Here is a 22,257-nt window from a genome sequence, read left to right on the forward strand (position 1 = left end):
CTCACAGCGGCACGGCGTCGAGTGCTTTGTAGATGCGCTTGTCGCTGACGGTGTAACGGGTGCCGATGGTCTGGGCGAAGTAGGACAGGCGCAGTTCCTCGATCATCCAGCGGATCTCGTCGAGCTCCGGCGCGGGTTCGTCGGCCGGGGTCTGGGCGCGCAGCTCCCGGTACTCGGCGTGGACCTGGTGGACCCTGTCGGTCCAGTCGAGGTCGCGGCGCGGGTTCTCGGGCAGCTTCTCGATGCGCCGGGAGATGCCCTTGAGGTACCGCACGAGGTCGGGCAGCCGGTCGTAGCCGGTGTCGGTCACGAAACCCTTGTACACCAAGCCGTTGAGCTGGCCGCGGATGTCGTTGGCCGAGTCGGGTGCGCCTTTGAGGCCGCCGAGTTTCAGCTCGGCCTCGTGGGCGGCTTCGAGGACCTTGCGGACCTCCTGCACGACGACCCAGGTGGTGTCGTTGAGCGCGGCCTGCACCTTCTTGAGCTGCGCGGCGTAGGACTTGGCGTCCCAGGCCGGTTCGCCCATGAGCCGGTCGACCGCCGCGGTGATGCAGTCCGACAGCAGCGCGGCGACGCCGCCGTGGGGGTTGCGGGTCAGGGCGAGCTTGGCGGCGTTGTCGAGGTGGCGCTGCAGGTGCTTGACCGGTGAGTTGATGCCCAGCAGCAGGAGCCGGCGCACGCCGCGGCGGTGCGCGTGGGCCTGCCGGCCGGGGGTGTCGAGGACCTTGATCGCGGCGCTGTCGCCGCGGTCGACCAGTGACGGGTAGGCGGTGACGGTGATGCCGGACTGGCGCTGCTCGATGGTCCTGGGCAGCGCGTCGAAGTCCCAGGTGGTGATGCCGGTGCGTTCGAGGTGCCCGGCGGCCTGCGACAGCGACTCGCGGACCTCGTCGCGCAGCTTCTCCTTGAGCGCCGCGATGTCCTTGCCCTCGGCGAGGGTGCGGTTGTTGTCGTCGACGACCTGGAAGGTGAGCTTGAGGTGGTCCGGCACGGCGTCGAACTGCCAGTCCTCGCGGTGCACCGTCACCCCGGTCAACGCCTTGAGCTCGCGTTCGACGCCGGTGAGCAGCGACGTCTCCTGCGGTGTGATGCGGGCCAGCACGGCGGTGGCGACGTCGGGGACGGGCACGAAGTTGCGGCGGATCTGCTTGGGCAGCGACCGGATGAGCGCGACGACGAGGTCGTGGCGCAAGCCGGGGATCTGCCAGGAGAACGCGTCGTCGTCCAGCGTCGTGAGCGCGGGCAGCGGCAGCTGGACGGTGACACCGTCGTTCTTCGTGCCGGGCTCGAAGTGGTAGCTCAGCGGCAGCGTGAGCTCGCCCTGGCGCCACTGGTCGGGGTAGGCCTCGGGGCTGACGTCGGCGCGGTCGTTGACCAGCATCTCCTTGGTGAAGGTGAGCTGGTTCTTGTCCTTCTGCTTCTTCCACCACGAGTCGAAGTGCCGCGCGGACACGACCTCGGGGGCGACGCGCTGGTCGTAGAACTCGAACAGCGTCTCCTCGTCGACGACGATGTCGCGGCGGCGGGCGCGGTTCTCCAGCTCGCCGACTTCCTCGAGCAGCGCGCGGTTGGTGTGGAAGAACCGGTGGTGGGTGGTCCACTCGCCCTGCACGAGGGCGTGGCGGATGAACAGCTCGCGGCTCAGCTCCGGGTCGATGCGACCGTAGTTGACCTTGCGGCCGGCGACGATCGGCACCCCGTAGAGGGTGACCTTCTCCAGGGCGACGACGCTGCCGCGTTTGGTTTCCCAGTGCGGTTCGGAGTACTGGCGCTTGACGACGTGCTCGCCGAGGCGTTCGGCCCACTCGGGTTCGATCTTGGCGACGATGCGCCCCCACAGCCGGCTGGTCTCGACGAGCTCGGCGGCCATCACCCACTGCGGTGGTTTCCTGGCCAGCGCGGAGCCGGGGAAGATCGCGAACTTGGCGTTGCGGGCGCCGAGGAACTCCGTCATGGGGCGGCGTTTCTCGCCTGGCGCCTGCTTGGTGACGATGTCCTTGACGCCGATGTGGCTGAGCAGGCCGGACAGCAGGGCGATGTGGATGTTGCGGGGGTCGCCGGGCTGGTCGTCGAGGTGCATGCCGATCTGCTTGGCGACCTGCCGCAGCTGCAGGTAGATGTCCTGCCATTCGCGCACGCGCAGGTAGTTGAGGAACTCGGCCTTGCAGCGCTTGCGGAACTGGTTGCCCGACAGTTCCTTCTGCTGTTCCTTGAGGTACTGCCACAGGTTGAGGAACGTGACGAAGTCCGATTCCTTGTCGACGAACCTCGCGTGCTGCTGGGTGGCGGCTTCCTGCTGGTCGGCGGGGCGTTCGCGGGGGTCCTGGATGGACAGCGCCGCGGCGATGATCATGACTTCTCTGAGGCAGCCGGTGGTGTCGGCCTCGAGCACCATGCGGCCCAGCCGCGGGTCGACGGGCAGCGCGGCGAGCTTGCGGCCGGTGGGGGTGAGCTTCTTCTCGGCGGCGTTGATGGCGCCGAGCTCCTGCAGCAGGCCGATGCCGTCGTTGATGTTGCGGGCGTCGGGCGGGTCGATGAACGGGAACTTCGCCACGTCGCCGAGGCCGATGTTGGTCATCTGCAGGATGACGCTGGCGAGGTTGGTGCGCAGGATCTCCGCGTCGGTGAACTCCGGGCGCGCCTCGAAGTCCTCCTCGGAGTACAGGCGGATGCAGATGCCCTCGCTGACGCGGCCGCAGCGGCCCTTGCGCTGGTTCGCGCTGGCCTGGCTGATCGGCTCGATCGGCAGGCGCTGGACCTTGAGGCGGTGGCTGTAGCGGGAGATGCGGGCGGTGCCGGGGTCGATGACGTACTTGATGCCCGGCACGGTGAGGCTGGTCTCGGCGACGTTGGTGGCGAGCACGACGCGGCGCCCGGTGTGGCGCTGGAAGACCCGGTGCTGCTCGCCGACGCTCAGCCGGGCATAAAGGGGCAGGATCTCGGTGTCGCGCAGGTCCTCGGCCTTGAGGGCGTCGGCGGTGTCGCGGATCTCGCGTTCGCCGGAGAGGAACACGAGGATGTCGCCGGGGCCTTCGGCCTGCAGCTCGTGCACGGCGCCCACGATGCCCTGGATCTGGTCGTCGTCCTCGTCCAGGGGCCGGTAGCGGGTCTCGACGGGGTAGGTGCGGCCGGAGACCTCGATGACCGGGGCGTCGTCGAAGTGCTGGCTGAAGCGCTGCGGGTCGATCGTGGCGCTCGTGATGACGATCTTGAGGTCGGGGCGGCGCGGCAGCAGCTGCTTGAGGTAGCCGAGCAGGAAGTCGACGTTGAGGCTGCGTTCGTGGGCCTCGTCGATGATGATCGTGTCGTACCTCGACAGGGTCCTGTCGGTCTGGATCTCGGCGAGCAGGATGCCGTCGGTCATGAGCTTGACCAGCGTCTCGTCACCGGACTGGTCGGTGAACCGGACCTTGTAGCCGACCGTGTCACCGAGCTTGGTGCCCAGCTCCTCCGCGACGCGTTCGGCGACGGTGCGCGCGGCGATGCGGCGCGGCTGGGTGTGGCCGATCTGGCCGGTGATGCCGCGGCCCAGCTCGAGGCAGATCTTGGGCAGCTGCGTGGTCTTGCCCGACCCGGTCTCCCCGGCCACGATCACGACCTGGTGGTGCGCGATCAGCTCTTTGATGTCGTCCTTGCGCTGGCTGACCGGCAGCTCTTCGGGATAGCTGATCTTCGGGACGGACTCCCTGCGCAGCGCGACCTTGAGCGCGGCCTCGTCGATCTGGGCGGCGATCTCCTCGAGGATCTTCTTGCGCGCCAGCGGGTCCTTGACCTTGCGTGCGCCGTCGAGGCGCCTGGCGAGCCTGCGGTGATCACGCGGCATGAGCTCGGGCAGGCGTTTGTGCAGTTCAGCGTGCGGGGTGTCCATTTGGGTTCCAGGATAGTCAGGCGGTGCGAATCGTTCGCGCCAATAACCGCCGGACCCGCTGGCCGGCGTGGGCGCATGGCCGCGGACGGCTTCCGGGAGCTGATCGCCGCCGACGTCGCACAGGCCTCTGACCTGGAGGAACGTGGTGAGTGGCGGCGTGGTCGGCCGGCTTTGCCGCCCGCGGGTGAGATCGCCGACTCCGCGGACTGCTGCGTTCGACCTCCACCTATCTCATCCCTGCCCACTCATCCCTGCCCACTCATCCCTGCCCACTCATCCCTGCCCACTCATCCCTGCCTGCCTTCCCGGCTGGCTTCTCACCCCACCGGCCTTCGCCGCCTCCCTCTCCCCGGTCTCCTCCCCCGGCCGCCTTGCCGCCCTCTGACCTGCCCCGATGCCGACCCTCCGAAAATTGTCAGACCCCCTCGCTAGCGTGCTCGGCATGGACCTGAACGCGTTCTGGGTCCTGGTCGAGTCCTCTGGTGCGGAGGCCTCCGATCAGGACGATCGGCTGGAGCGGCTGACCGCCGCCGTGGCCGCGCTGCCTGTGGACGAGGTGGTGGAGTTCGCGGTGCGGCTCGACGAGGTGCGTCGTCGGGTCGACACGTGGGCGCATTGGCACGCGGCGGATCTGATCTGCGGCGGGTTGTGCTCGGACGACGGGTTCTTCTACTTCCAGGCGTGGCTGGTGGGTCAGGGGCGTGCGGTGTTCGAGGCGGTCGCGGCCTCGCCGGACGCGCTGGCCGACCTTCCGCACGTGCGTTACCTGGCGTCGCGCGGCGGCGTGCACGCGTGGGCGGACGAGGACTGGCCGGACTGGGAGGGTCTCGACTACGTGGCGGCCGAGGCGTTCGACGGCGATCTGGACTCGGAGCTGGAATCGCGCGGGCTGCAGGTGCTGGTGTCGCCTGATCCGGTCGGTGAGCGGTGGGACTTCGCCGATCCGGCGGAGATCTCGGCGCGGGTTCCGCGGTTGGGTGCGTTGTTCGGGAAGGTGGCGTGATGGACGTGCCGGTCGATGTGGTGGTGTGGCGGGCTCCCGGTCCGGCTTCCTTCCCGGAGGCGGCGGCCCGGTACGCGGAGTTGCGTGCCTCGACGCTGGGCGCGTTCGAGCCGTCTGTGGCGGCGTTCGTGCGCGAGCTGAGGCAGACCTCGCCTGATCCGTCGTCGCCGGTGTCGTGGGACGAGGCGCTGACGGTGGGGGTGGACGCGGTGATCGTGCACGTGGTGTGGCCGGAGCAGCGCCGGGTGCTGGACTTGGTGGAGCTGCTGGCGCGCAAGCACGGTCTGGTGTGTTACGAGCCGGCCCGCCAGGTGGCGATGTCCTGACGCAGCCGCGCTTTCGTGTCCTCGGGTGCGAAAGAGGCGTCGACGGCGTTGGTGGCGATGCGTGCGAGCGTGTCGTCGTCGAAACCGAGGTCGTGGCGCAGCAGCCGGTACTCGTCGGTGAGCGTGGTGCCGGTGGAGGCGGGGATGTCGGTGCTGAGCGTGACGGTCAGCCCGGCGTCCATGAGCAGTGGCAACGGATGAGAGGAGACGGACTCGACCAGTCCCAGAGCGACGTTGGACGACGGACACGCTTCGAGCGGTATGGCGCGGTCGCGCAGCAGCGCGACGACTTCCGGGTCGTCGAGCGCCCGGAACCCGTGCCCGATCCGGTCGGCGAGCCCGACGGTCACGGCTTCGGCGACACTCGGCGCCCCGCAGCACTCCCCGGCGTGGTGCACGAGCCCGACACCCGCCTCGCGAGCCGCGCGGAACACCGCGGCGAAGGGCGTGAGCGGGTGGTCCTCGGCGCCAGCGGTGCCGATCGCCACCACCTGCGGGTGTGCGAGCGCGAGCCGGAGCGAGGCCTCGAACCGTTCGACCGACCGCTTCCTGGGGTGGTCCACGATCACACGGCATTCGATGCCGTGGGCGGCCTGTCCTGCGGCGAGCCCGGACAACACCGCTTCGAGCGGCATGTCCGGATCCCCGAGCCGTTCCCCGTGCGCTGCCGCGGTGAACGTCACCTCGGCGTACCGGGTCCCCTGCGCTGCTTCCTCGGCGCAGAACTCGTACGCGATCCGGTGGAAGTCCTCGGCTCGCCGCAGGCAGTCCCGCACGGCCCCGTTGTGCGCGGCGAACTGCGCGAACCCCTCGAACGCCCCTTCAGGCGCCGCCGGCACGTCAACGCCGTAGGTGTCGGCGAGTTCGGCCACGGTTCCCGGCAGCACGGTGCTCTCCAGGTGCACGTGCAGATGGGCCTTGGGCAACGCCACAAGATCACGCATGACCGCCGACGCTACCCAGCCACCCCCACCGGGCGCGCGAGGTTTTCCGCCGCCCCCTGGGACCCACTCGAACGGGTGATTATTGTCCGGATCCACGCATGGGGCCGTCTGGTAGATGTCCTGAAACCATGATCAACCGCCTCCCCGTAAGGGAGGCGGAGCGCGGGGGTTGCGGACGGGAGTCGTCGGGCGCCGGGCTTCACGGCAGGAACACCGGCGCCGGATCCGAGTCCGGAGCCGAGGGCGAGACTTGAGGCCCGGACCCGAGGCCGAGGACCGGAAGCCTCGGACCGGCCGCCGGGCCGCGACGCCGAGCGGTGTCAGGCCAGGAAGGCGCCGGCGTTGCCGAGCTCGAAGGCCGGCACGTCGCCGTGGCCGCCTGGGTTGGCGGGCAGGGTCTTGTGCGACGAGGCGAAAGCCACAAGGCGCATGGCACCGGCCCGAGGTCCGGACAGCCCGGAATTGGGGGCGACACCGAGCCGGGGACGCCGTTAAGTTTCCGTGCCATGCCTGATGTTGTGCAGACGCGCCACGGCGCGACGGTTCTCCTGTGTGCCCCGGACGGTCCGCCGATCGCCGACGAGCAGTCCGCTGTGGATCTGATCGGCACGTTGTGGGGCCAGGACGTGCAGTGGATCGTGCTGCCGGTGGCGCGGCTGACCGAGGACTTCTTCGCGTTGCGCACGCGGGTGGCGGGCGCGGTGGTGCAGAAGCTGCAGCAGTACGGGTTCCGGGTCGTGGTGCTGGGTGACATCTCGGCGCAGGTGGCGGCGAGCACGGCGTTGCGCGACTTCGTCTACGAGTCGGACAAGGGCCGGCAGTTGTGGTTCGTGCGGGACGAGGCCGAGCTGGACGCACGGCTGAGCGCCGCCGCGTAACCCCTCGGCCGTAAAACCACTGCGCACCCCGACCCCCCACTCCTGCGCCCGACCGGAACTCGAAGACGGTCGGGCGCAGCCATGCGACCGTCCGCAAGCCGCGAAACCCCTCCTCCGCAGAGGCGGCGTGCTGATCACGGCAAACAGCTCTATTGCAACTTACTGGCAATAGCTAGGCTGGCGGTCATGGATCTTCGTCGTTCGCTCTCCCACCACAGCGGCCCGCGCCGCTCGCCCCGCGAAGTCGCGCGCCGCCTGGCCGAGTACCTCTCGCCGGACACCGCTCCGGCGGATCCGGTGCGGGAGCTGGAATCCCGGATCGCCGCGCTGCTGGGCAAACCCGCGGCGCTGTTCTTCCCGACAGGGACGATGGCGCAGCAGACAGCGCTGAGAGTCCATGCGGAACGCACGGGCAGAAGGGCGTTCGCGGGCCATCCGCAGACGCATCTGCACGTCTGGGAGAACCAGGGCTACAACGCCGTGCACGGCCTGCGGTTCCACCCGGCGGGCGACCGCAACGAGCTGTTCACGCTCGAAGACCTGCAGGCGGTGCACGAACCCCTGGCCGCGGTGGTGTTCGAACTGCCGCAACGCGACATCGGCGGTCTGCTGCCCACCTTCGACGACCTGCGGGAGCAGACCGGCTGGGCCAGGAACCACGGCGCGGCCGCGCACTGCGACGGCGCACGGTTGTGGGAGGCCCACACCGGCTACGACGCGTCGCTGGACCAACTGGCCGGCTTGTTCGACACGGTCTACGTGTCGCTCTACAAAGGACTCGAAGGCACCAGGGGTGCAGTACTCGCGGGAGACGAGGACACGATCAGGCAGGCCGCCGTGTGGCGCCGCAGGCTCGGCGGCGCCATCCCGGACGCCTGGCCGCTGGCGGCGATCGCGCTGATGGGCCTGGAGGCGAACCTGCCCAGGATGACCGAGTTCCGCGACCACGCGCGGGCGATCGCGACGGCCGTCAACGAGGACGGCTTCGCCCACACCACGCCGGAGGTGCCCAGCACCCCCCTGTTCCACGTCCACCTGCCGATGTCGCGTCACGACGCCCAGCGCGCCGCCGAGAACCTGCAGGACGAGACCGGTACCAAGCTGTTCCTCTACGCGCGGTCCAACCCGGACCCGGCCAGGTGCAGCTTCGAGGTGAGCGTGGGGATCAGCGGCCTGGAGTTCTCGCCGGGCGAGGTGGCGGAGTTGATCAGAGGACTACCATCGCGGGTGTGAGCCTGCCCGAACCGGTCCAGCACGCGCTGGTCAGGGTGTCGCACTCGGTGCTGATCGACACCGAGGCCCTCGCGCGGGTGCGGGAGCGGTTCGACGACGAGCAGGCGGCGTCGCTGAGCGGCTACCTGCGCAGTGCGCAGTCGCCGAACACGGTGCGGGCGTACCGGTCGGACTGGATCGCGTGGGCCGGGTGGTGCCAGGCGGAGGGCAGGCAGGCGTTGCCGGCGGATCCGCTGGACGTCGCGGTGTACCTGGCGGCCGCGGCGGACACGGTGAAGCCGGACGGGTCGCCCGCGTTCGGGGCGTCGACGCTGGAGCGGAAGTCGGCGGCGATCTCGGCGGTGCACGCCGCCAACGGGTTGCCGAGCCCGACGCGCAGCGACGTCGTGCGGCTGACGCTGCGGGGTATCCGGCGCACGCGCAAGGCGGCGCCGCGGCGCAAGCGGCCGGTGCTGCTCGACACCCTGCAGGCGCTGCTGGACGAACGGCCGCAGGAAGGGCCGGCGCGGGCGCGGGACGCGTTGCTGCTGCTGGTGGGGTTCGCGGGGGCGTTGCGGCGCAGCGAGCTGGCGGGCATCGAGTTCGACGACGTCGCGGTGGACGTGGATCCGCGCACGCACGAGCCGTTGCTGCTGATCAGGCTGGGCACGACGAAGACCGACCAGACGGGCCGGCACCAGCAGTCGGTGGTGCTGCCGCGGGGCAGCCGGCGGCCGACGTGCCCGGTGTGCGCGTTCGCCGACTGGGCCGACGTGCTCGACGGGCGGGAGGTCCGCGACACCGGGCTGCACCGCTGCCACTCCTACCGGCCCACGCAGCGCCAAGGCGCGGTGTTCCCGGTGATCACCCGGCACGGCGGCATCGGCACGAAGGCGATGTCGGGACGTGCGGTGGCGGAGCTGGTGAAGCGCTACGCGCTCAAGGCGGGACTGGACCCGGCGTTGTTCGGCGGGCATTCGCTGCGGGCGGGGTTCGCGACGCAGGCGGCGCTGGGCGGGGCGAGCGACCGGGAGATCATGCGGCAGGGCCGGTGGACCAACCCGCGCACGGTGCACCGCTACATCCGCACGGCGAACCCGCTCGAGGACAACGCCGTGACCCGCCTGGGCCTGTGAATCTGTGACCCACCTCGCACTCCGCGCAGTTAACTGTAAACAAGATCCCCGCCGATGGAGCCGTGCCGGACAGAGCATCGCTCTACTCCGGAAAGACGTATGCGCCGCTACGTTTCGGCCGTGTTTCCAGGCGCCCTGAGCTGCTCTTTTATCCCACTCCTCGGACAAATCGCGGTGTCCTGACCAGCGACGCGACCAGAATCGTGAACAGATCTCGCATTCTGGGAGTGGCTGGTCGGGTGCACCGAGAGCAATACGATCACCACACCCGGTCAACGACGGCGGTCGGGAGATCGGCCCGGCACCCCTGTAACGCCGGAACGACGCCCCTGCGGCAAAGCCACCGCAACACCGCCGCCCGCAAGACGCCGAGGTCCGGACCGACCCCCTGCACGGTCCGGACCTCGGCACGTTCTCACGGCTCCAGGTCGGTCGCCGCCAGGAACGACCCGTCCATGTGGAACGGCACCGACTGGTGCTCGTGCACCACCAGCCACCGCCCTTCCCGCCGCCGCAGCCCCACCGTCACGCGCATCCACAACGAGAACCCGTCCGGGTAGCCGACCGGCACCGCCGCCAGCCGCGCCAGCCCGTGCACGAACGCCACGTCCCCCGACACCACCACCGCCAGATCGCGGTGCTCGAGCGTGATCGACCCGGTGAACCCGGCCATCCACCCCGCCAGCGCCTCCGGATCCCGCGCGTCCACACCCGTGTTGCGCAGCGGCGGCGCCAGCGTGCACGTCACCGCGTCCTGCGCGTACCGGGCGACGATCCGCTCCGGCGACCGCAGCCGCATCCCCTCCTCGTGCTCGGTGAACAACGCCAGGATCGCCGTCTCGTCCCGCACCAGCATCTGAGTCATCGCGCAACCTCCGTCGAAGTGCCTGCAAAGTGGCTGACACCCCGATGTCGAAACGCGGCCCGCGGTCTCGACATGGCGGTGAGAAGATTTCCGCAAGCCAGCCCCGAGCCGGGAGGCCGCACGTGAAGTACCTGATCCTCATCTACAGCAACCCGAAGTCCCGGGCCGCCTGGGACAAGCTCACCGAAGAACAGCAGACGCAGTTCGGCAAGGCGCACTACGACCTCACCGACACACTGCGCGCCTCCGGCGAACTCGTCGTCAGCGAAGGCCTCCCCGGACCGGAGACCGGCAAGGGCGTCAGCATCAGAAACGGCGAGGTCGTCGTCACCGACGGACCGTTCGCCGAGGCCAAGGAATACCTCGCCGGCTTCTACCTCGTCGAAGCCGACTCGATCGACCAGGTCATCGCCCACGCCGCCACCCTGCCCGACGCCCACAACGACGGCATCGAGGTCCGGCCCGTCTGGGACATGTCGATGCTGGACGACCTGTGACCACACCGCTCGAGGGCCTGCTGCGGGACCTGGCGCCGCAGGTCCTCGGCGTGCTCGTACGCCGTCACGGCCAGTTCGACATCTGCGAGGACGCCGTGCAGGAAGCGCTGCTCGCCGCCACCCAGCAGTGGCCGACCCAAGGCATCCCCGACAACCCGAAAGGCTGGCTCATCACCGCCGCCTCACGACGCTGGATAGAGCAGTACCGCTCCGAACTCGCGCGCCGGCACCGCGAGGACAAGGCCGTCGCCCTCACACCCCCACCCGCGGACCCCGTGCCCGCCCGCGACGACACCCTCACCATCCTCGCGCTGTGCTGCCACGACAGCCTCACCACCGCCTCCCAGATCGCCCTCACCCTCAGAGCGGTCGGCGGCCTCACCACCGCGGAGATCGCCCGCGCGTTCCTCGTCCCCGAAGCCACCGTCGCCCAGCGCATCAGCCGCGCGAAACAGAAGATCAAGCAGTCCGGCGCGAAGTTCCGGCCCCCGAAAGACCTCACCGCCGTCCTGCACGTGCTCTACCTGATCTTCACCGAAGGCTCCACCGCCAGCTCCGGCGACGACCTCCTCCGCGTCGACCTCACCGCCGAGGCGATCAGACTCACCCGCCAGCTGCACCGACGACGCCCCGACGACGGAGAACTCACCGGCCTGCTCGCCCTCATGCTGCTCACCGACGCACGCCGCCCCGCCCGCACCGACACCCACGGCACCCTCATCCCGCTCGCCGAGCAGGACCGCACCCGATGGGACCACCACGCGATCGACGAAGGCACCACCCTCATCCGCACCGCCCTGCAAACCGCCCCGATCGGCCCCTACCAGCTACAAGCCGCCATCGCCGCCGTCCACGCCGACGCGAACACCGCCGACGACACCGACTGGCACGAAATCCTCGGCCTCTACGAACTGCTCACCGCCACCGCACCCGGCCCCATGGTCGCGCTCAACCGCATCGTCGCCGTCGCCATGGTCCACGGCCCCGACCAGGCACTGCGGCAACTGTCCACACTGCGACTCGACCACCACCGCGTCCACGCCGTGAAAGCACACCTGCTCGACCTGCAGGGCAACCACGACGAAGCACGAACCGAATACGACAAAGCCGCCAAACTCACCCTCAGCGCACCCGAACAGCGCTACCTCAGGTCCCGGTCGCGCCACCCACGGTAGCGTCCGACGACGGCTCCACCTGCGGCGGCGCCACCGGCACCACCCCCGACAGATCCCCACCGTTGTCGTTGGTCCGCAACACGAACGGCCGCGTCTGCGTGTACTGCACCACCGAGATCGAACACGGATCCACCACGATCCGCTGGAACCCGTCCAGGTGCACACCCAACGCGTCCGCCAGCACCGCCTTGATCACATCACCGTGCGAGCACAACACCCACACAGCACCAGGACCGTGCTCCTCGGAAACACGGGCGTCATGCGCCCGCACCGCCGCCACCGCACGAGCCTGCACATGCGCCAAACCCTCCCCATCGGGGAACACAGCAGCGGAAGGATGCTGCTGCACGACCTTCCACAACGGCTCGTCGTACAGGTCCTTCAACGCCTTACCGGTCCACGCCCCGTAGTCCACTTCGGACAGGTCCGGCTCCGCCACCGCCTCCAAAGAACGATCGGCCAGCAACGGCGCCAACGTCTCCTCACACCGCTGCAGAGGAGACGACACCACCGCGCTGACCGGAATGTCCTTCAAACGCCCCACCAGAGCCGCCGCCTGCGCCCGCCCCCGCTCGTCCAACCCCACACCCAACGATCTCCCGGCGAGCACACCGGAACCGTTGGCAGTCGAACGAGCATGTCGGAGCAGGATCACCGTGGCCACGCCACCCACCTTAGATCGGCTGCAACAACCCCATCGACAGCAGCCCCATCACCACGATGCCCAGCATGATCCGGTACCACACGAACGCCGAATACGAATGCTTCGACACGTACTTCAGCAACCACGCGATCGTCGCGTACCCCACCACGAACGAGATCAGCGTCGCCACCACCATCTGCGGAATCGACGCCTGAACACCCTCACCCGACCGCTCCAGGACGTCCGGGATGGAGAACAACCCCGCCCCGAACACCGCCGGAATCGCCAGCAGGAACGAATACCGCGCCGCCGCCTCCCGCGTCAGCCCCAGGAACAACCCCGCCGTCAACGTCCCACCCGAACGGGACACGCCCGGAATGAGCGCCAGCGCCTGCGCCAACCCCATCCCGACCGCGTCCTTCATCCGCAACTCGTCACGCTGCTGCTTCGCCAGATGATCCGCCAAACCCAGCAGCAGACCGAACACGATCAGCATCGTCGCGGTGATCCACAGGTTCCGCGCCGACGTCCGGATCTCGTCCTTCAGCAGATACCCCAGAACCGAGATCGGCACCGAACCGATGATCACGTACCACGCGAGCCGGTAGTCCTTCTCCTTGCGCGCCTCGGCGTTGAACAAGCCGCGGAACCAGGCGCTGATGAAGCGCCCGATGTCCTTGGCGAAGTAGATCAGCACCGCCACCTCGGTACCCAGCTGGATCACCGCGGTGAACGAAGCGCCCGCGTCGTTGCCGAAGAACAGCGTCGACGTGATGCGCAGGTGCGCACTGCTGGAAATCGGCAGGAATTCCGTCAGTCCTTGGACCAGTCCGAGGACCAGAGCCTGCAACCAGCTCAACTACCCACTCCCGCCAGATCCAGAGCCTCGGCCGCGGTGCGAAGGCCCGCGATCCCCTGCTCCAGATCTTGCAGCATCGGCGAAACGGACAACGTGGTGACCCCCGCCGCCGCAAGAGCCCTCATCTTGTCTGCTATGCGCTCCTTCGACCCCAGCAACGCCGTCGCGTCCAGGAACTCCAACGGGATCGCCGCCATCGCACCCGCGTAGTCCCGCGACAGGTACTTCTCCTGGATCTCCTCCGCCTGAGCCGGAAAACCCATCCGCACCATCAGGTTGTTGTAGAAGTTCTGCTTGCGCGACCCCATACCGCCCACGTACAACGCCGTGTACGCCCGAACCGGATCAGCGCACGCCGTCCAGTCCTCCCCCACGACCAGCGGCATCGTCGGAACGACGTCGAAACCCTCCATCGACTTGCCGGCCTTCTCCCGGCCCGCCCTCACCGACGCCAGCGACTCCGCCGAGAACTCCGGCGAGAAGAAGATCGCCAGCCACCCGTCCGCGATCTCCCCCGCCAGCTCCAGGTTCTTCGGACCCACCGCCGCCAGGTAGACCGGGATCCGCTCCCGCACCGGGTGCACCGTCAACTGCAACGCCTTGCCAGGACCATCCGGCAACGGCAACGTGTAGTGCTCACCCTCGAAACGCAACTTCTCCCGCGTCAAAGCACGCCTCACGATCTCCACGTACTCACGCGTACGCGCCAGCGGCTTGTCGAACCGCACACCGTGCCAGCCCTCCGACACCTGCGGACCCGACACACCCAGGCCCATCCGGAACCGGCCACCCGACAACGTGTCCAAAGTGGCCGCCGTCATCGCCGCCATCGCGGGCGTCCGCGCCGGGATCTGGAAGATCGCGCTACCGACGTCGATGCGTTCGGTCTGCGCGGCCACCCACGCGAGCACCGTCGGCGCGTCGGAACCGTAGGCCTCCGCGGCCCACACCACCGAAAAGCCGAGCCGGTCGGCCTCTTTGGCCAGCTCAAGGTTCGCGGCGTCGTTGCCGGCGCCCCAGTATCCGAGGTTCAATCCGAGCTTCACGCAGCGAGACCCTACCGGTCAGTAACACCGATTGCCAGGCTCACACGATGATCACCCCTTAGCATCGCGCACGTGGAACAGCGATACCTCGGCCGCAGCGGCCTCCGCGTCTCCAGGACGGCGCTGGGCACGATGACGTGGGGCCGCGACACCGACGCGGACGAGGCAGCAACCCAGCTCATGGCCTTCGCCGACGCCGGCGGCACCCTCGTCGACACCGCCGACGTCTACTCCGAAGGCGAAGCCGAACGCATCCTCGGCGGCCTCCTCGGCGAAATCGTCCCCCGCGACGAACTCGTCCTCGCCACCAAAGCCGTCGCCCGCCGCACCGAAGGCCCCTTCGGCGGCGGCGCCTCCCGCGGCGCCCTGCTGTCCGCCCTGGACGGATCCCTGCGCCGCATCGGCGTCGACCACGTCGACCTGTGGCAACTGCACGCCTGGGACGCCAACGTCCCCGTCGAGGAAACCCTCTCCGCCGTCGACCACGCCATCACCTCCGGCAAAGTCCGCTACGCCGGCATCTCCAACTACAGCGGCTGGCAACTCGCCACCGCCGCCATGACCCCCTCGACCCACCCCCTCATCTCCACCCAGGTCGAGTACTCCCTGCTCGAACGCGGCATCGAACGCGAAGTCGCCCCCGCCGCCCAGCACCACGGCCTCGGACTGCTCCCGTGGGCACCCCTCGGCCGCGGCGTGCTCACCGCCAAGTACCGCAACGGCACCCCCGCCGACTCCCGCGGCGCCTCCGCCCACTTCGCCGGCTACGTCGAACAGCACCGCAACGACCGCGCCGCCCGCATCGTCCAGGCCGTCGCCACCGCCGCCGAAGGACTCGGCACCTCCGCGCTGTGCGTCGCCCTCGCCTGGGTCCGCGACCGCCCCGGCGTCGTCGCCCCCGTCGTCGGCGCCCGCGACACCAACCAGCTCCTCGCCTCGCTCGAGACCGAGCAGCTGACCCTGCCCCCGGCGATCCGGGCCGCCCTCGACGACGTCAGCGCCATCGAACTCGGCTACCCCGAACGCCCGATGCCCTGACTCCCTGTTCCTGGCGTTTGTTCAGGTTGTTGCTCGCTTGCTGACTACTTTGGGGGTTTAATTTTAGTCAACACTGAAATAATAGAGTCAAACGAGTATCATCGCGACGAGTTTCACCCCACCCCTTGCGTGACCTCCGACCGAACGTCGTGGATCCTGGAAGTCCACGACGTGCTCCAGGAGGACCCGATCTTGCGCCGGCTCGCTGCTCTGATCCTGACCACCGCCACGCTGGCAGCGTGCGGCCAGAGCGAGGGGACGCAGGACCCGCTGCAGGTGGCCGAAGTCCTCGAAGCCGCGAAGCCCGCCCTCTCCCCGCCCAGAACGGCACCCCGCCCGGCGAGATCACGCCCGGCGGCACGTTCACCGAGGGCGACACCACCCTGAAGTTCCAGGTCAACGGCCGCAACGTCGAACTGGACAGGCTGCGCAGCGCGGTCTTCGAGATGACCACCGACGACAAGGGCGCGCCGACCCGCGGCGCCGGCCTGCGCGCGGGTGACGGCGCCACCAACGGCGTGCCCGACCGCTACGGCCGCCTGCTCGTCGTCGACACCCGCGGCGGCGAGTTCATCGCGTTCTCGGTCAACCCGCTGATCATGCGACAGCGCTACCCCCTGCCCGGCACGCCCTACGGCATCGCCTACGACGGCAAGCGCGACATCGCGTGGGTCACGCTCACCGAACGCAACGAGGTCGTCGGACTGGACGTCGCCGGTGGCGAACCGACCGAGAAGCACCGGTTCCCCACCGTGCGCCAGCCCAACACCGTCAGCGTCGACCAGGAATCCGGACGGGTCACGGTCACGTCCGGCGACAACGGAGGGGTACAGGTGATCTCGCCATGAACGAAGGGGTGATCGACGGAGACTGGGAGTACCGGCCGCTGCGTCTGCCGCCCGGCATCTCCCGCCGCACCGCGGCCACGCAGCTGGCCATCCACGCCGAGTTCGCGGGCTGGGAGCTCTCCCGCACGCTGCTCTACGGCGACGGCTCCCGCAAGGTCTGGCTCCGCCGCAAGCGCCAGCCCTCCCTGGTGCCCGGCCTCATCACCTGACGACGACCACGTCACCGAACGCGGAGGGCTCGCACTCCGCGATGAAGTCCGCCGGAAAGCCCCGCTCGAACGGGGCCGCCGCCTCCAGGCGCGCGACCGCTTCCGGCGGCAGCACCACCTCGCCCAGGCAGTCCCGCACCTGCTCCGGCGTCCGCGCCCCCACCAGCGGCAACACCCCGCGTGCGCGCACCCACGCCAAAGCCACCCGAGCCGGCGTCGTCCCCAACTCGTCCGAGACCTCCCGCACGACCCGCGCCGCGCGCTCCTCCCCTCGGTCAGCTGCCCCGACCGCTGCGTGCCACCCGAGAGCCTCCCCGCCGCCAACGGCGCCCACGCCGCCACCGTCAGCCCCAGAGCCGACGCCATCGGCAGCAGCTCCCGCTCCACGTCGCGCCGCAGCAGGTTGTACGGCACCTGCAACCCCGAGAACGCCGTCCAGTCCCGCCACTCCGCCAGCGTGTTCGCCCGCGCCACGAACCACGCCGGCGCGTCCGACACCCCGACGTAGAGCACCTTCCCCGCCCGCACCAGGTCGTCCAGCGCCCGCATCGTCTCCTCGACCGGCGTGTGCCGGTCCCACAAGTGCACCCACAGCACGTCCACGTAGTCCGTCCGCAACCGCCGCAGCGACCGCTCCAGCGACGCCACCAGGTTCTTGCGGTGGTTCCCACCCGCGTTCGGGTCCCGGGCGTCACGCGACAACGCGTACTTCGTCGCCAGCACGAACCGGTCCCGCCGCCCCAGCACGGCACCGAGCACCTCCTCGCTCTCGCCGTAGGCCGAGGCGGTGTCGAGGAAGTTGCCGCCGGCCTCGGCATAGGCGTCGACCACGCGACGGGCGAGGTCCTCCGAACGCAACGTCATGGTGCCCAGCAGCACCTCGGACACGCGCAGGCCGGTCCGGCCGAACAGTCGGTATCGCATGATCCACAGCATCACCGCGCGGGCCGGACGCAGGGAGACCCGCTCAGGGTCCCCCTAGACTCGCCGATCATGGCCGACAACGCACTGGGCCGGTTCCTGCGCGCCCGCCGCGAAGCCACCGCACCTCCCACCACCGAACGCCGCCGCACCCCCGGCCTGCGCCGCGGCGAGCTCGCCGACCGCGCCGGCATCAGCGTCGAGTACCTCACCCGCCTCGAGCGCGGCACCGACCGCTCCCCCTCCGGCCAGGTCCTCGCCGCCCTGGCCGACGCGCTCGGGATGACCGCGGACGAACGGATCCACCTGTACCGCCTCGTCAAGGCCGGCAGCACCTGCTCCCCTCCCCCGCCACCGCCGCTGCGGCCCACCGTCCAGGCACTGCTCGACGCCCTCGCGCCCACCGCGGCCGCCGTGCTCGACCCGGCCGGTGACGTCCTCGCGTGCACCGAGACGTTCCGCACGATCTCCGGCCTCGGCGACGAGCGCAACGTCGTCCGCTTCGCCTTCAGCCCCGCCGGGAGGACCCACTACCCCGACTGGGAGCAGGTCGCGCACGACCGCGCCGCCTCTCTCCGGGCGGCGGCCGACCTCGGCGACCACGCGGCGAGCACACTCGCGTTCGAGCTCTCCATCACCGCGGGCGCGGCCTTCACCAGCCGTTATGACGCCGTCGCCGCCCTGCCGCCCGCCACCGGGACCGAACGCTGGGGGCCTCTTCTCCTTGTTTTCGAGACGTTGTACCTGTCCGGTGAAGGTGACAACCGGGTTCTGCTTTATTTTATTCAACACTGAAGTTATAGAGTTAGCTATAAGGATCTGGAGCCTTCACGCTCGTCGTCATCCACTGCACCGTGATGGCGTTCGCGAACCAGGGAGCGAGCGGCGCGCTGTACGACATCAGCGATCCCGCACAGCCGCGCAAGCTCGGCTCCCTGGTTCGCGACGGCGGAGCGCTGCAGCGCCTCGCCTTCTCCCCTGACGGCACCCTCGTCGCGGCCGGCACGACCGACGACGTGGTCCGCGTGTGGGACGTGCGCACTCCCCGGAACCCCAGCTCCGGGCAGTGCTGCACGGTCACACGGAACGGGTGTGGGGCTTGGCCTTCGCGCCGGACAACCGCACGCTGGCGACCACCGGCGCGGACCGCACCGTCCGCGTCTGGGACCTCGACGTGGAAGCCACGGCGACCCGCGTGTGCGCCACTACGACGGCGCGCCTGTCCACTCGTCACTGGGAGCACTACTTCCCCGGCGTCGAGCCGAGGCCACTCTGCTGAACAACACCCTTCACCTTTCCCTTCCGCTGCGTTTGTAGTGCGGAAACGTTGTGGGGTGTCGGTGTCGGGGCGCCTTACAACAACGTTCGCGCAACGGCGGGAGCCTCGTCCGAGCAGGTGACTCATCAGTCAACACTGAAGTAATAAAATTCGCCGAACTTGTTGCAGATGTGATCAGATTCGGGGTCATGGAGCTCGTGCCGCACGAAGTCGGGGTCGCTCACAGCGCACTGCCGCACGACGAAACGTCCACCAGAGCCCTGCTCGCGCAAGCCGCGGCGCAGGGTCTGCACACAGTCGTGGTCACGGCTGACGAAGGAGACGAACGCGCCATAGCCGTTCTGCGCGAGCTGCGCGCGGAATGGCACACCGAGAACGGCAAGGTCACCGCCCAGCTCGACACGGACGCCGAAGGTCAGCTCGAGCACCTCTGGGGGCTGCCGGCGGCGGACAGGGCCGCGTGGCTCGCCGCGTTCCCCCGCCACGACGACCAGAACTGGTGGATGCACCGGTTGCTGGTCCTCAACCACCACCCGGAGTGGGCGCCGCTCAAGGACTGGCTGGTCGACGAGCACGTGCGGCTCTTCGGCCGCCCGCCGGGACGGCGCCGGTCTACCGCGGCAGGCCGCTGAAGTCGGGCTGGCGCAGCCGCTGGATCCACGGGATCGGGTCTTCCTCCGGGACGTCCCGATCCGGCTGGACCGCGGCGAACGTCAGCACCGGCACCCTCGGCACCCCCACCGCGATCACGTCGCCGTGCGTGCCGGCGATCCACATGACACCCGTGTCGGCGATGTTCGCCACGACGTGCAGGTCCGGGATGACGAACTGCACCAGCGCGAGTCCGCCGGGCATCTCCGCGAGCCCGGCGACGTGCTGGTTGGGCTGCCACGGGAACAGCGTGATCGGCACCGGCGTCCACTGCGCCGAGTTCTCCACCGCCCTCACCGCGTCCCGGTACCAGCGGCTGATCTCGACCGCCGTCGGAACGCCCAGCAACCCCGCCACCAGGACGAGTCCGCCGACCACCAGCCCGGCCGGCGCCAGCGGGAACAGGCTCAGCGCCACCACCAGGCCGCCGAGCCCCGAGGGCACCGCCGACCACAGCCACGACCGCACTCCCCACCGCAGACCTCCGCAGGCCTTCGCGGTCGCGGGGTCGTCCAGCGGCCGGCCGAGCGGCCGCTCCTCGGGTTCGCGCGCCGGGTACTCCCCCGTGTCGACCCTGGCGTTGGCCATCTTCGCGAACCCGGCGACCCGGATGACCGCCCTGCCGTCGGCGTCGGGCCCGCAGACGAAGACCTCCTGCCGGTGCAGCACCATGTCCGGCAGGTCCTCGAACCAGCCCTTGAGCACCAGCCCGTCGAGCAGCAGGCGGTCGGTCGCGTCCTGCTGGTCCTCCGCCACCCGCGCCGGGACGCGCCGCCACGGCCGCTCCAGCAGTCCCCGCCGCTCGGCCTTCGTCTCCGACCGGTACATCAGCGGCCCGAGCGCGCACAGCAGCGCGACCACCGCCAGCACCACCAGCGCACCGGTGTTGCCCGGCGACGACGGCAGGAACCAGCACGTCACCGCCCCGCCTGCCGCCACGAGCGCGATGCCGCCGAGGGCCTTCGCACCCCAGCGCAGGTCCTGCAGGATCAGGCCGGTGGACCAGTCGTCCTTCGCGGGCACGTCCGTCCGCGGTTCCAGGTACTGCACCGGTCCTCCACGATCAGTGCGGCGGGGCGCTGAAGTCGCGCCGGCTGATCCTCCACCACCGGGGCATCGGGCCGCTCGCCCGTTCGGACCGATCGTCCGCGCTTCCGGGCACTGCGGCACCGCTACGCCTTGGCGGCGACCTCCCGGATGAGGTCGGCGAGTTCGGACGGCCGCTCCAGGGGCAGCATGTGGCCCGCGTCCGGCAGGATCACCGACGTTCCGCCGAACTTGGCCGCGTCCGACTCGGCCACCAGCCGGTCCTCGTCCCCGACCACCGCGACGACGGCCTTCTCCCCCGCCACGGTCAGCCCGGCCTCGCGGTCGTAGCGGTCCACGGCGGGCCGGAACAGCGCGATCGTCTCCGGCCAGTGCCCCCACACCATGTCCGCGGTGAGCTCCACGTCCTCGTCCGCCGGCTCGTCGCCGAAGAGCCACCACCGCAGACCGGCGGTCTTGGTCGGTTCGATCTTCTCCCGCACCGCCCGCACGATCGGGCCGAACGCCCGTTCCAGCTCCCGCACGAGCTTGCCGAGCGCCTTGGGCCAGGCGAGCGACGTCTCGGACATCTCGCTCGCCGCCGTGGACACGAACACGTTGCCCAGCACCCGTTGCCGGAACAGCCGCGGCCGGCGCTCGGCCATCGCGAGCGCCGCCATGCCGCCCATCGAGTGCCCGGCGATCACGACGTGCCCCTGCGGCACGGCCCGTTCGATCAACTCGCCCAGGTCGTCGCCGAGCTGCTCGATCGTGGCCGTCTCCCTGGTGGCGGCGCCGGACCCGCCGTGGCCGCGGTGGTCGTAGGCGATGACCTGGAAGTCGGTGGCCAGCTGCTCGACGACCTTGTGCCAGGAGCGGTGGTCGAGCGCGTAACCGTGGGCCAGCACAACCGTCACCGGTGCCTCGGGGTCGCCCGCGCGCACCACGTTCAGCTCGGTCCCGTCCTCCAGTCGCACCATGCGCAGTCCTTTCGCCGTGTCGTCTGTTCGTCCTAACGAGACAACACGGTTCCGGACACGCCCTAAACGCGGCCCAGCACGACATCCGGCGGCAGCTGTCCGCCACCGACGCCCGGAACGCCGCGGAAGCGGTACGCAGAGGCCCTGCCACCGGGCTGGATGGTCCAGGCCTCCCCCGGCTGCCCGTCGGCCAGCACGGACTGCAGCGCCTCGGCGACGTCCGACGGCGTCAGCAGCGGGAACCCCACGGCGTCGAACTCCTCCTTCGCCGCGCCCAGCAGCAACGTGTCGACGAATCCCGGGCACAGCGCGGAGACCGTGATGCCCTCCCCCGCCAGCGCGGCGCCCGCCGCCCGCGCGTACCCGACGACGGCGTGCTTGGTCAGCGTGTAGAGCGGGTCGGAGGACATCGCGGTGAGACCGGCGAGCGACGCGGTGATCACGATCTTCCCGCCGCCTTGGCGCCGCAGCGCCGGAACGGCCGCGCACACCCCGTACACGACGTGGTCGACGTTCACGCCGACCAGCCTGCGGTAGCGGTCGACGTCCAGGGCGTCCACCCCGCTCTGGCCGCCGCCGATGCCGGCGTTGAGCAGGACGACGTCGAGCCGCCCGAGCTCGGACTCGACCCGCGCGACGACCGCGGGCATGGTCGCGGGGTCGGCGACGTCACCGGCGACGGCGATGCCACCGACCGCGGACGCGACCCGCTGCGCGCCTGCGGCGTCGAGGTCGAGCACCGCCACGCGGGCGCCGAGCTTGGCCAGACGCCGCGCCACCGCGGCCCCGATCCCGCCCGCGCCGCCGGTGACGAGCGCGACCTGACCGGTCAGGTCCACAGCGGACACGGCGT

The 22,257-nt window shown here is 69.9% G+C and carries 22 protein-coding genes and 1 pseudogene; 13 read left to right on the plus strand and 10 right to left on the minus strand.

Features of this window, described 5'->3' with window-relative positions:
• Position 1: 1 nt before the first annotated feature.
• A complete protein-coding gene (hrpA, locus tag V1227_RS07940) occupies positions 2–3,868 on the minus strand; it encodes an ATP-dependent RNA helicase HrpA (protein WP_329791850.1) in 3,867 nt (1,288 codons plus the stop codon).
• Positions 3,869–4,310: 442 nt separating this feature from the next.
• On the opposite strand from hrpA, the gene V1227_RS07945 reads away from it, so the two are divergent.
• Positions 4,311–4,871, plus strand: coding sequence for a DUF4240 domain-containing protein (locus V1227_RS07945; protein WP_329791851.1), 561 nt, complete (start codon positions 4,311–4,313; stop codon positions 4,869–4,871).
• Positions 4,871–5,197, plus strand: coding sequence for a hypothetical protein (locus V1227_RS07950; RefSeq protein WP_329791853.1), 327 nt, complete (start codon positions 4,871–4,873; stop codon positions 5,195–5,197). Before V1227_RS07945 ends, V1227_RS07950 begins: the two co-directional genes overlap by 1 nt.
• Here V1227_RS07950 and add read toward each other — a convergent pair.
• Positions 5,164–6,141 (minus strand): adenosine deaminase, encoded by a 978-nt coding sequence (gene add, locus V1227_RS07955; protein ID WP_329791855.1) that lies wholly within the window; start codon positions 6,139–6,141, stop codon positions 5,164–5,166. The two genes, V1227_RS07950 and add, sit on opposite strands and share 34 nt — an antisense overlap.
• A gap of 506 nt (positions 6,142–6,647) precedes the next feature.
• On the opposite strand from add, the gene V1227_RS07960 reads away from it, so the two are divergent.
• The 3 genes from V1227_RS07960 (at position 6,648) to V1227_RS07970 (ending at position 9,367) form a co-directional block, all read left to right on the plus strand.
• A complete protein-coding gene (locus tag V1227_RS07960; RefSeq protein WP_329791856.1) occupies positions 6,648–7,019 on the plus strand; it encodes a DUF4180 domain-containing protein in 372 nt (123 codons plus the stop codon).
• Positions 7,020–7,205: 186 nt separating this feature from the next.
• Positions 7,206–8,252: a threonine aldolase family protein gene (locus V1227_RS07965; RefSeq protein WP_329791858.1), complete on the plus strand. Its 1,047-nt coding sequence runs from the start codon at positions 7,206–7,208 to the stop codon at positions 8,250–8,252.
• Positions 8,249–9,367: a site-specific integrase gene (locus V1227_RS07970; RefSeq protein WP_329791860.1), complete on the plus strand. Its 1,119-nt coding sequence runs from the start codon at positions 8,249–8,251 to the stop codon at positions 9,365–9,367. Before V1227_RS07965 ends, V1227_RS07970 begins: the two co-directional genes overlap by 4 nt.
• Before the next feature lie 415 nt (positions 9,368–9,782).
• Here the strand turns inward: V1227_RS07970 and V1227_RS07975 are convergent, their stop codons facing one another.
• Positions 9,783–10,232: a YybH family protein gene (locus tag V1227_RS07975; RefSeq protein ID WP_329791861.1), complete on the minus strand. Its 450-nt coding sequence runs from the start codon at positions 10,230–10,232 to the stop codon at positions 9,783–9,785.
• 122 nt (positions 10,233–10,354) lie between these two features.
• Here V1227_RS07975 and V1227_RS07980 point away from each other — a divergent pair, with 122 nt between their 5' ends.
• Positions 10,355–10,729: a YciI family protein gene (locus V1227_RS07980; RefSeq protein WP_329791862.1), complete on the plus strand. Its 375-nt coding sequence runs from the start codon at positions 10,355–10,357 to the stop codon at positions 10,727–10,729.
• Positions 10,726–11,904, plus strand: coding sequence for an RNA polymerase sigma factor (locus V1227_RS07985; protein ID WP_329791864.1), 1,179 nt, complete (start codon positions 10,726–10,728; stop codon positions 11,902–11,904). The genes V1227_RS07980 and V1227_RS07985 overlap by 4 nt, the downstream gene beginning before the upstream one ends.
• On the opposite strand, the gene V1227_RS07990 is transcribed toward V1227_RS07985, so the two are convergent.
• From V1227_RS07990 to V1227_RS08000, 3 genes are read right to left on the minus strand one after another with little or no spacing between them, the layout of a single operon-like run.
• A complete protein-coding gene (locus V1227_RS07990) occupies positions 11,876–12,568 on the minus strand; it encodes a histidine phosphatase family protein (RefSeq protein WP_329791866.1) in 693 nt (230 codons plus the stop codon). The genes V1227_RS07985 and V1227_RS07990 overlap by 29 nt on opposite strands.
• A 10-nt stretch (positions 12,569–12,578) precedes the next feature.
• Positions 12,579–13,406, minus strand: a complete 828-nt coding sequence (locus V1227_RS07995; protein ID WP_329791867.1) for an undecaprenyl-diphosphate phosphatase — start codon at positions 13,404–13,406, stop codon at positions 12,579–12,581.
• The gene (locus tag V1227_RS08000) at positions 13,403–14,452 is read right to left on the minus strand and encodes an LLM class F420-dependent oxidoreductase (protein WP_329791868.1); all 1,050 of its coding nucleotides are present in this window, start codon (positions 14,450–14,452) and stop codon (positions 13,403–13,405) included. Before V1227_RS08000 ends, V1227_RS07995 begins: the two co-directional genes overlap by 4 nt.
• A gap of 72 nt (positions 14,453–14,524) precedes the next feature.
• On the opposite strand from V1227_RS08000, the gene V1227_RS08005 reads away from it, so the two are divergent.
• The 3 genes from V1227_RS08005 (at position 14,525) to V1227_RS08015 (ending at position 16,547) form a co-directional block, all read left to right on the plus strand.
• On the plus strand, positions 14,525–15,490 hold the full coding sequence (locus V1227_RS08005; RefSeq protein ID WP_329791869.1) for an aldo/keto reductase: 966 nt from the start codon (positions 14,525–14,527) through the stop codon (positions 15,488–15,490).
• 239 nt (positions 15,491–15,729) lie between these two features.
• Positions 15,730–16,338, plus strand: coding sequence for a YncE family protein (locus tag V1227_RS08010; protein ID WP_442916469.1), 609 nt, complete (start codon positions 15,730–15,732; stop codon positions 16,336–16,338).
• Positions 16,335–16,547 carry a DUF5703 family protein gene (locus V1227_RS08015; protein WP_090101055.1) on the plus strand — a complete coding sequence of 71 codons (213 nt, stop codon included), beginning with the start codon at positions 16,335–16,337 and terminating at the stop codon, positions 16,545–16,547. Before V1227_RS08010 ends, V1227_RS08015 begins: the two co-directional genes overlap by 4 nt.
• On the opposite strand, the pseudogene V1227_RS08020 reads toward V1227_RS08015, so the two are convergent.
• Positions 16,540–17,483 (minus strand): annotated as a pseudogene (locus tag V1227_RS08020) (aldo/keto reductase). The gene V1227_RS08015 and the pseudogene V1227_RS08020 sit on opposite strands and share 8 nt — an antisense overlap.
• Before the next feature lie 57 nt (positions 17,484–17,540).
• On the opposite strand from V1227_RS08020, the gene V1227_RS08025 reads away from it, so the two are divergent.
• From V1227_RS08025 to V1227_RS08035, 3 genes are all read left to right on the plus strand, one after another.
• A complete protein-coding gene (locus V1227_RS08025) occupies positions 17,541–18,263 on the plus strand; it encodes a helix-turn-helix domain-containing protein (RefSeq protein ID WP_329791871.1) in 723 nt (240 codons plus the stop codon).
• Between the two features lie 271 nt (positions 18,264–18,534).
• Positions 18,535–18,747: a WD40 repeat domain-containing protein gene (locus V1227_RS08030; RefSeq protein WP_329793978.1), complete on the plus strand. Its 213-nt coding sequence runs from the start codon at positions 18,535–18,537 to the stop codon at positions 18,745–18,747.
• A gap of 188 nt (positions 18,748–18,935) precedes the next feature.
• Positions 18,936–19,379 (plus strand): hypothetical protein, encoded by a 444-nt coding sequence (locus V1227_RS08035; RefSeq protein ID WP_329791872.1) that lies wholly within the window; start codon positions 18,936–18,938, stop codon positions 19,377–19,379.
• Here the strand turns inward: V1227_RS08035 and V1227_RS08040 are convergent.
• The 3 genes from V1227_RS08040 to V1227_RS08050 all read right to left on the minus strand — a co-directional run bounded on the left by V1227_RS08040 (position 19,360) and on the right by V1227_RS08050 (position 22,252).
• Positions 19,360–20,448 (minus strand): hypothetical protein, encoded by a 1,089-nt coding sequence (locus tag V1227_RS08040; protein ID WP_329791873.1) that lies wholly within the window; start codon positions 20,446–20,448, stop codon positions 19,360–19,362. The genes V1227_RS08035 and V1227_RS08040 overlap by 20 nt on opposite strands.
• Positions 20,449–20,570: 122 nt before the next feature.
• Positions 20,571–21,404, minus strand: a complete 834-nt coding sequence (locus V1227_RS08045; protein ID WP_329791874.1) for an alpha/beta fold hydrolase — start codon at positions 21,402–21,404, stop codon at positions 20,571–20,573.
• 62 nt (positions 21,405–21,466) lie between these two features.
• A complete protein-coding gene (locus V1227_RS08050; protein ID WP_329791875.1) occupies positions 21,467–22,252 on the minus strand; it encodes an SDR family oxidoreductase in 786 nt (261 codons plus the stop codon).
• Positions 22,253–22,257 lie beyond the last annotated feature (5 nt).

It is taken from the genome of Lentzea sp. DG1S-22, assembly GCF_036321065.1.
Lineage (GTDB): Bacteria > Actinomycetota > Actinomycetes > Mycobacteriales > Pseudonocardiaceae > Lentzea > Lentzea jiangxiensis.

Coding starts and splice junctions, on each gene's coding strand:
- add (WP_329791855.1), bottom strand. CDS start 6,141: ATGCGTGATCTTGTGGCGTTGCCCAAGGCCCATCTGCACGTGCACCTG.
- V1227_RS08025 (WP_329791871.1), top strand. CDS start 17,541: ATGGCCGACAACGCACTGGGCCGGTTCCTGCGCGCCCGCCGCGAAGCC.
- V1227_RS07960 (WP_329791856.1), top strand. CDS start 6,648: ATGCCTGATGTTGTGCAGACGCGCCACGGCGCGACGGTTCTCCTGTGT.
- V1227_RS07945 (WP_329791851.1), top strand. CDS start 4,311: ATGGACCTGAACGCGTTCTGGGTCCTGGTCGAGTCCTCTGGTGCGGAG.
- hrpA (WP_329791850.1), bottom strand. CDS start 3,868: ATGGACACCCCGCACGCTGAACTGCACAAACGCCTGCCCGAGCTCATG.
- V1227_RS07950 (WP_329791853.1), top strand. CDS start 4,871: ATGGACGTGCCGGTCGATGTGGTGGTGTGGCGGGCTCCCGGTCCGGCT.
- V1227_RS08045 (WP_329791874.1), bottom strand. CDS start 21,404: ATGGTGCGACTGGAGGACGGGACCGAGCTGAACGTGGTGCGCGCGGGC.
- V1227_RS07975 (WP_329791861.1), bottom strand. CDS start 10,232: ATGACTCAGATGCTGGTGCGGGACGAGACGGCGATCCTGGCGTTGTTC.
- V1227_RS08035 (WP_329791872.1), top strand. CDS start 18,936: ATGGAGCTCGTGCCGCACGAAGTCGGGGTCGCTCACAGCGCACTGCCG.
- V1227_RS08015 (WP_090101055.1), top strand. CDS start 16,335: ATGAACGAAGGGGTGATCGACGGAGACTGGGAGTACCGGCCGCTGCGT.
- V1227_RS07965 (WP_329791858.1), top strand. CDS start 7,206: ATGGATCTTCGTCGTTCGCTCTCCCACCACAGCGGCCCGCGCCGCTCG.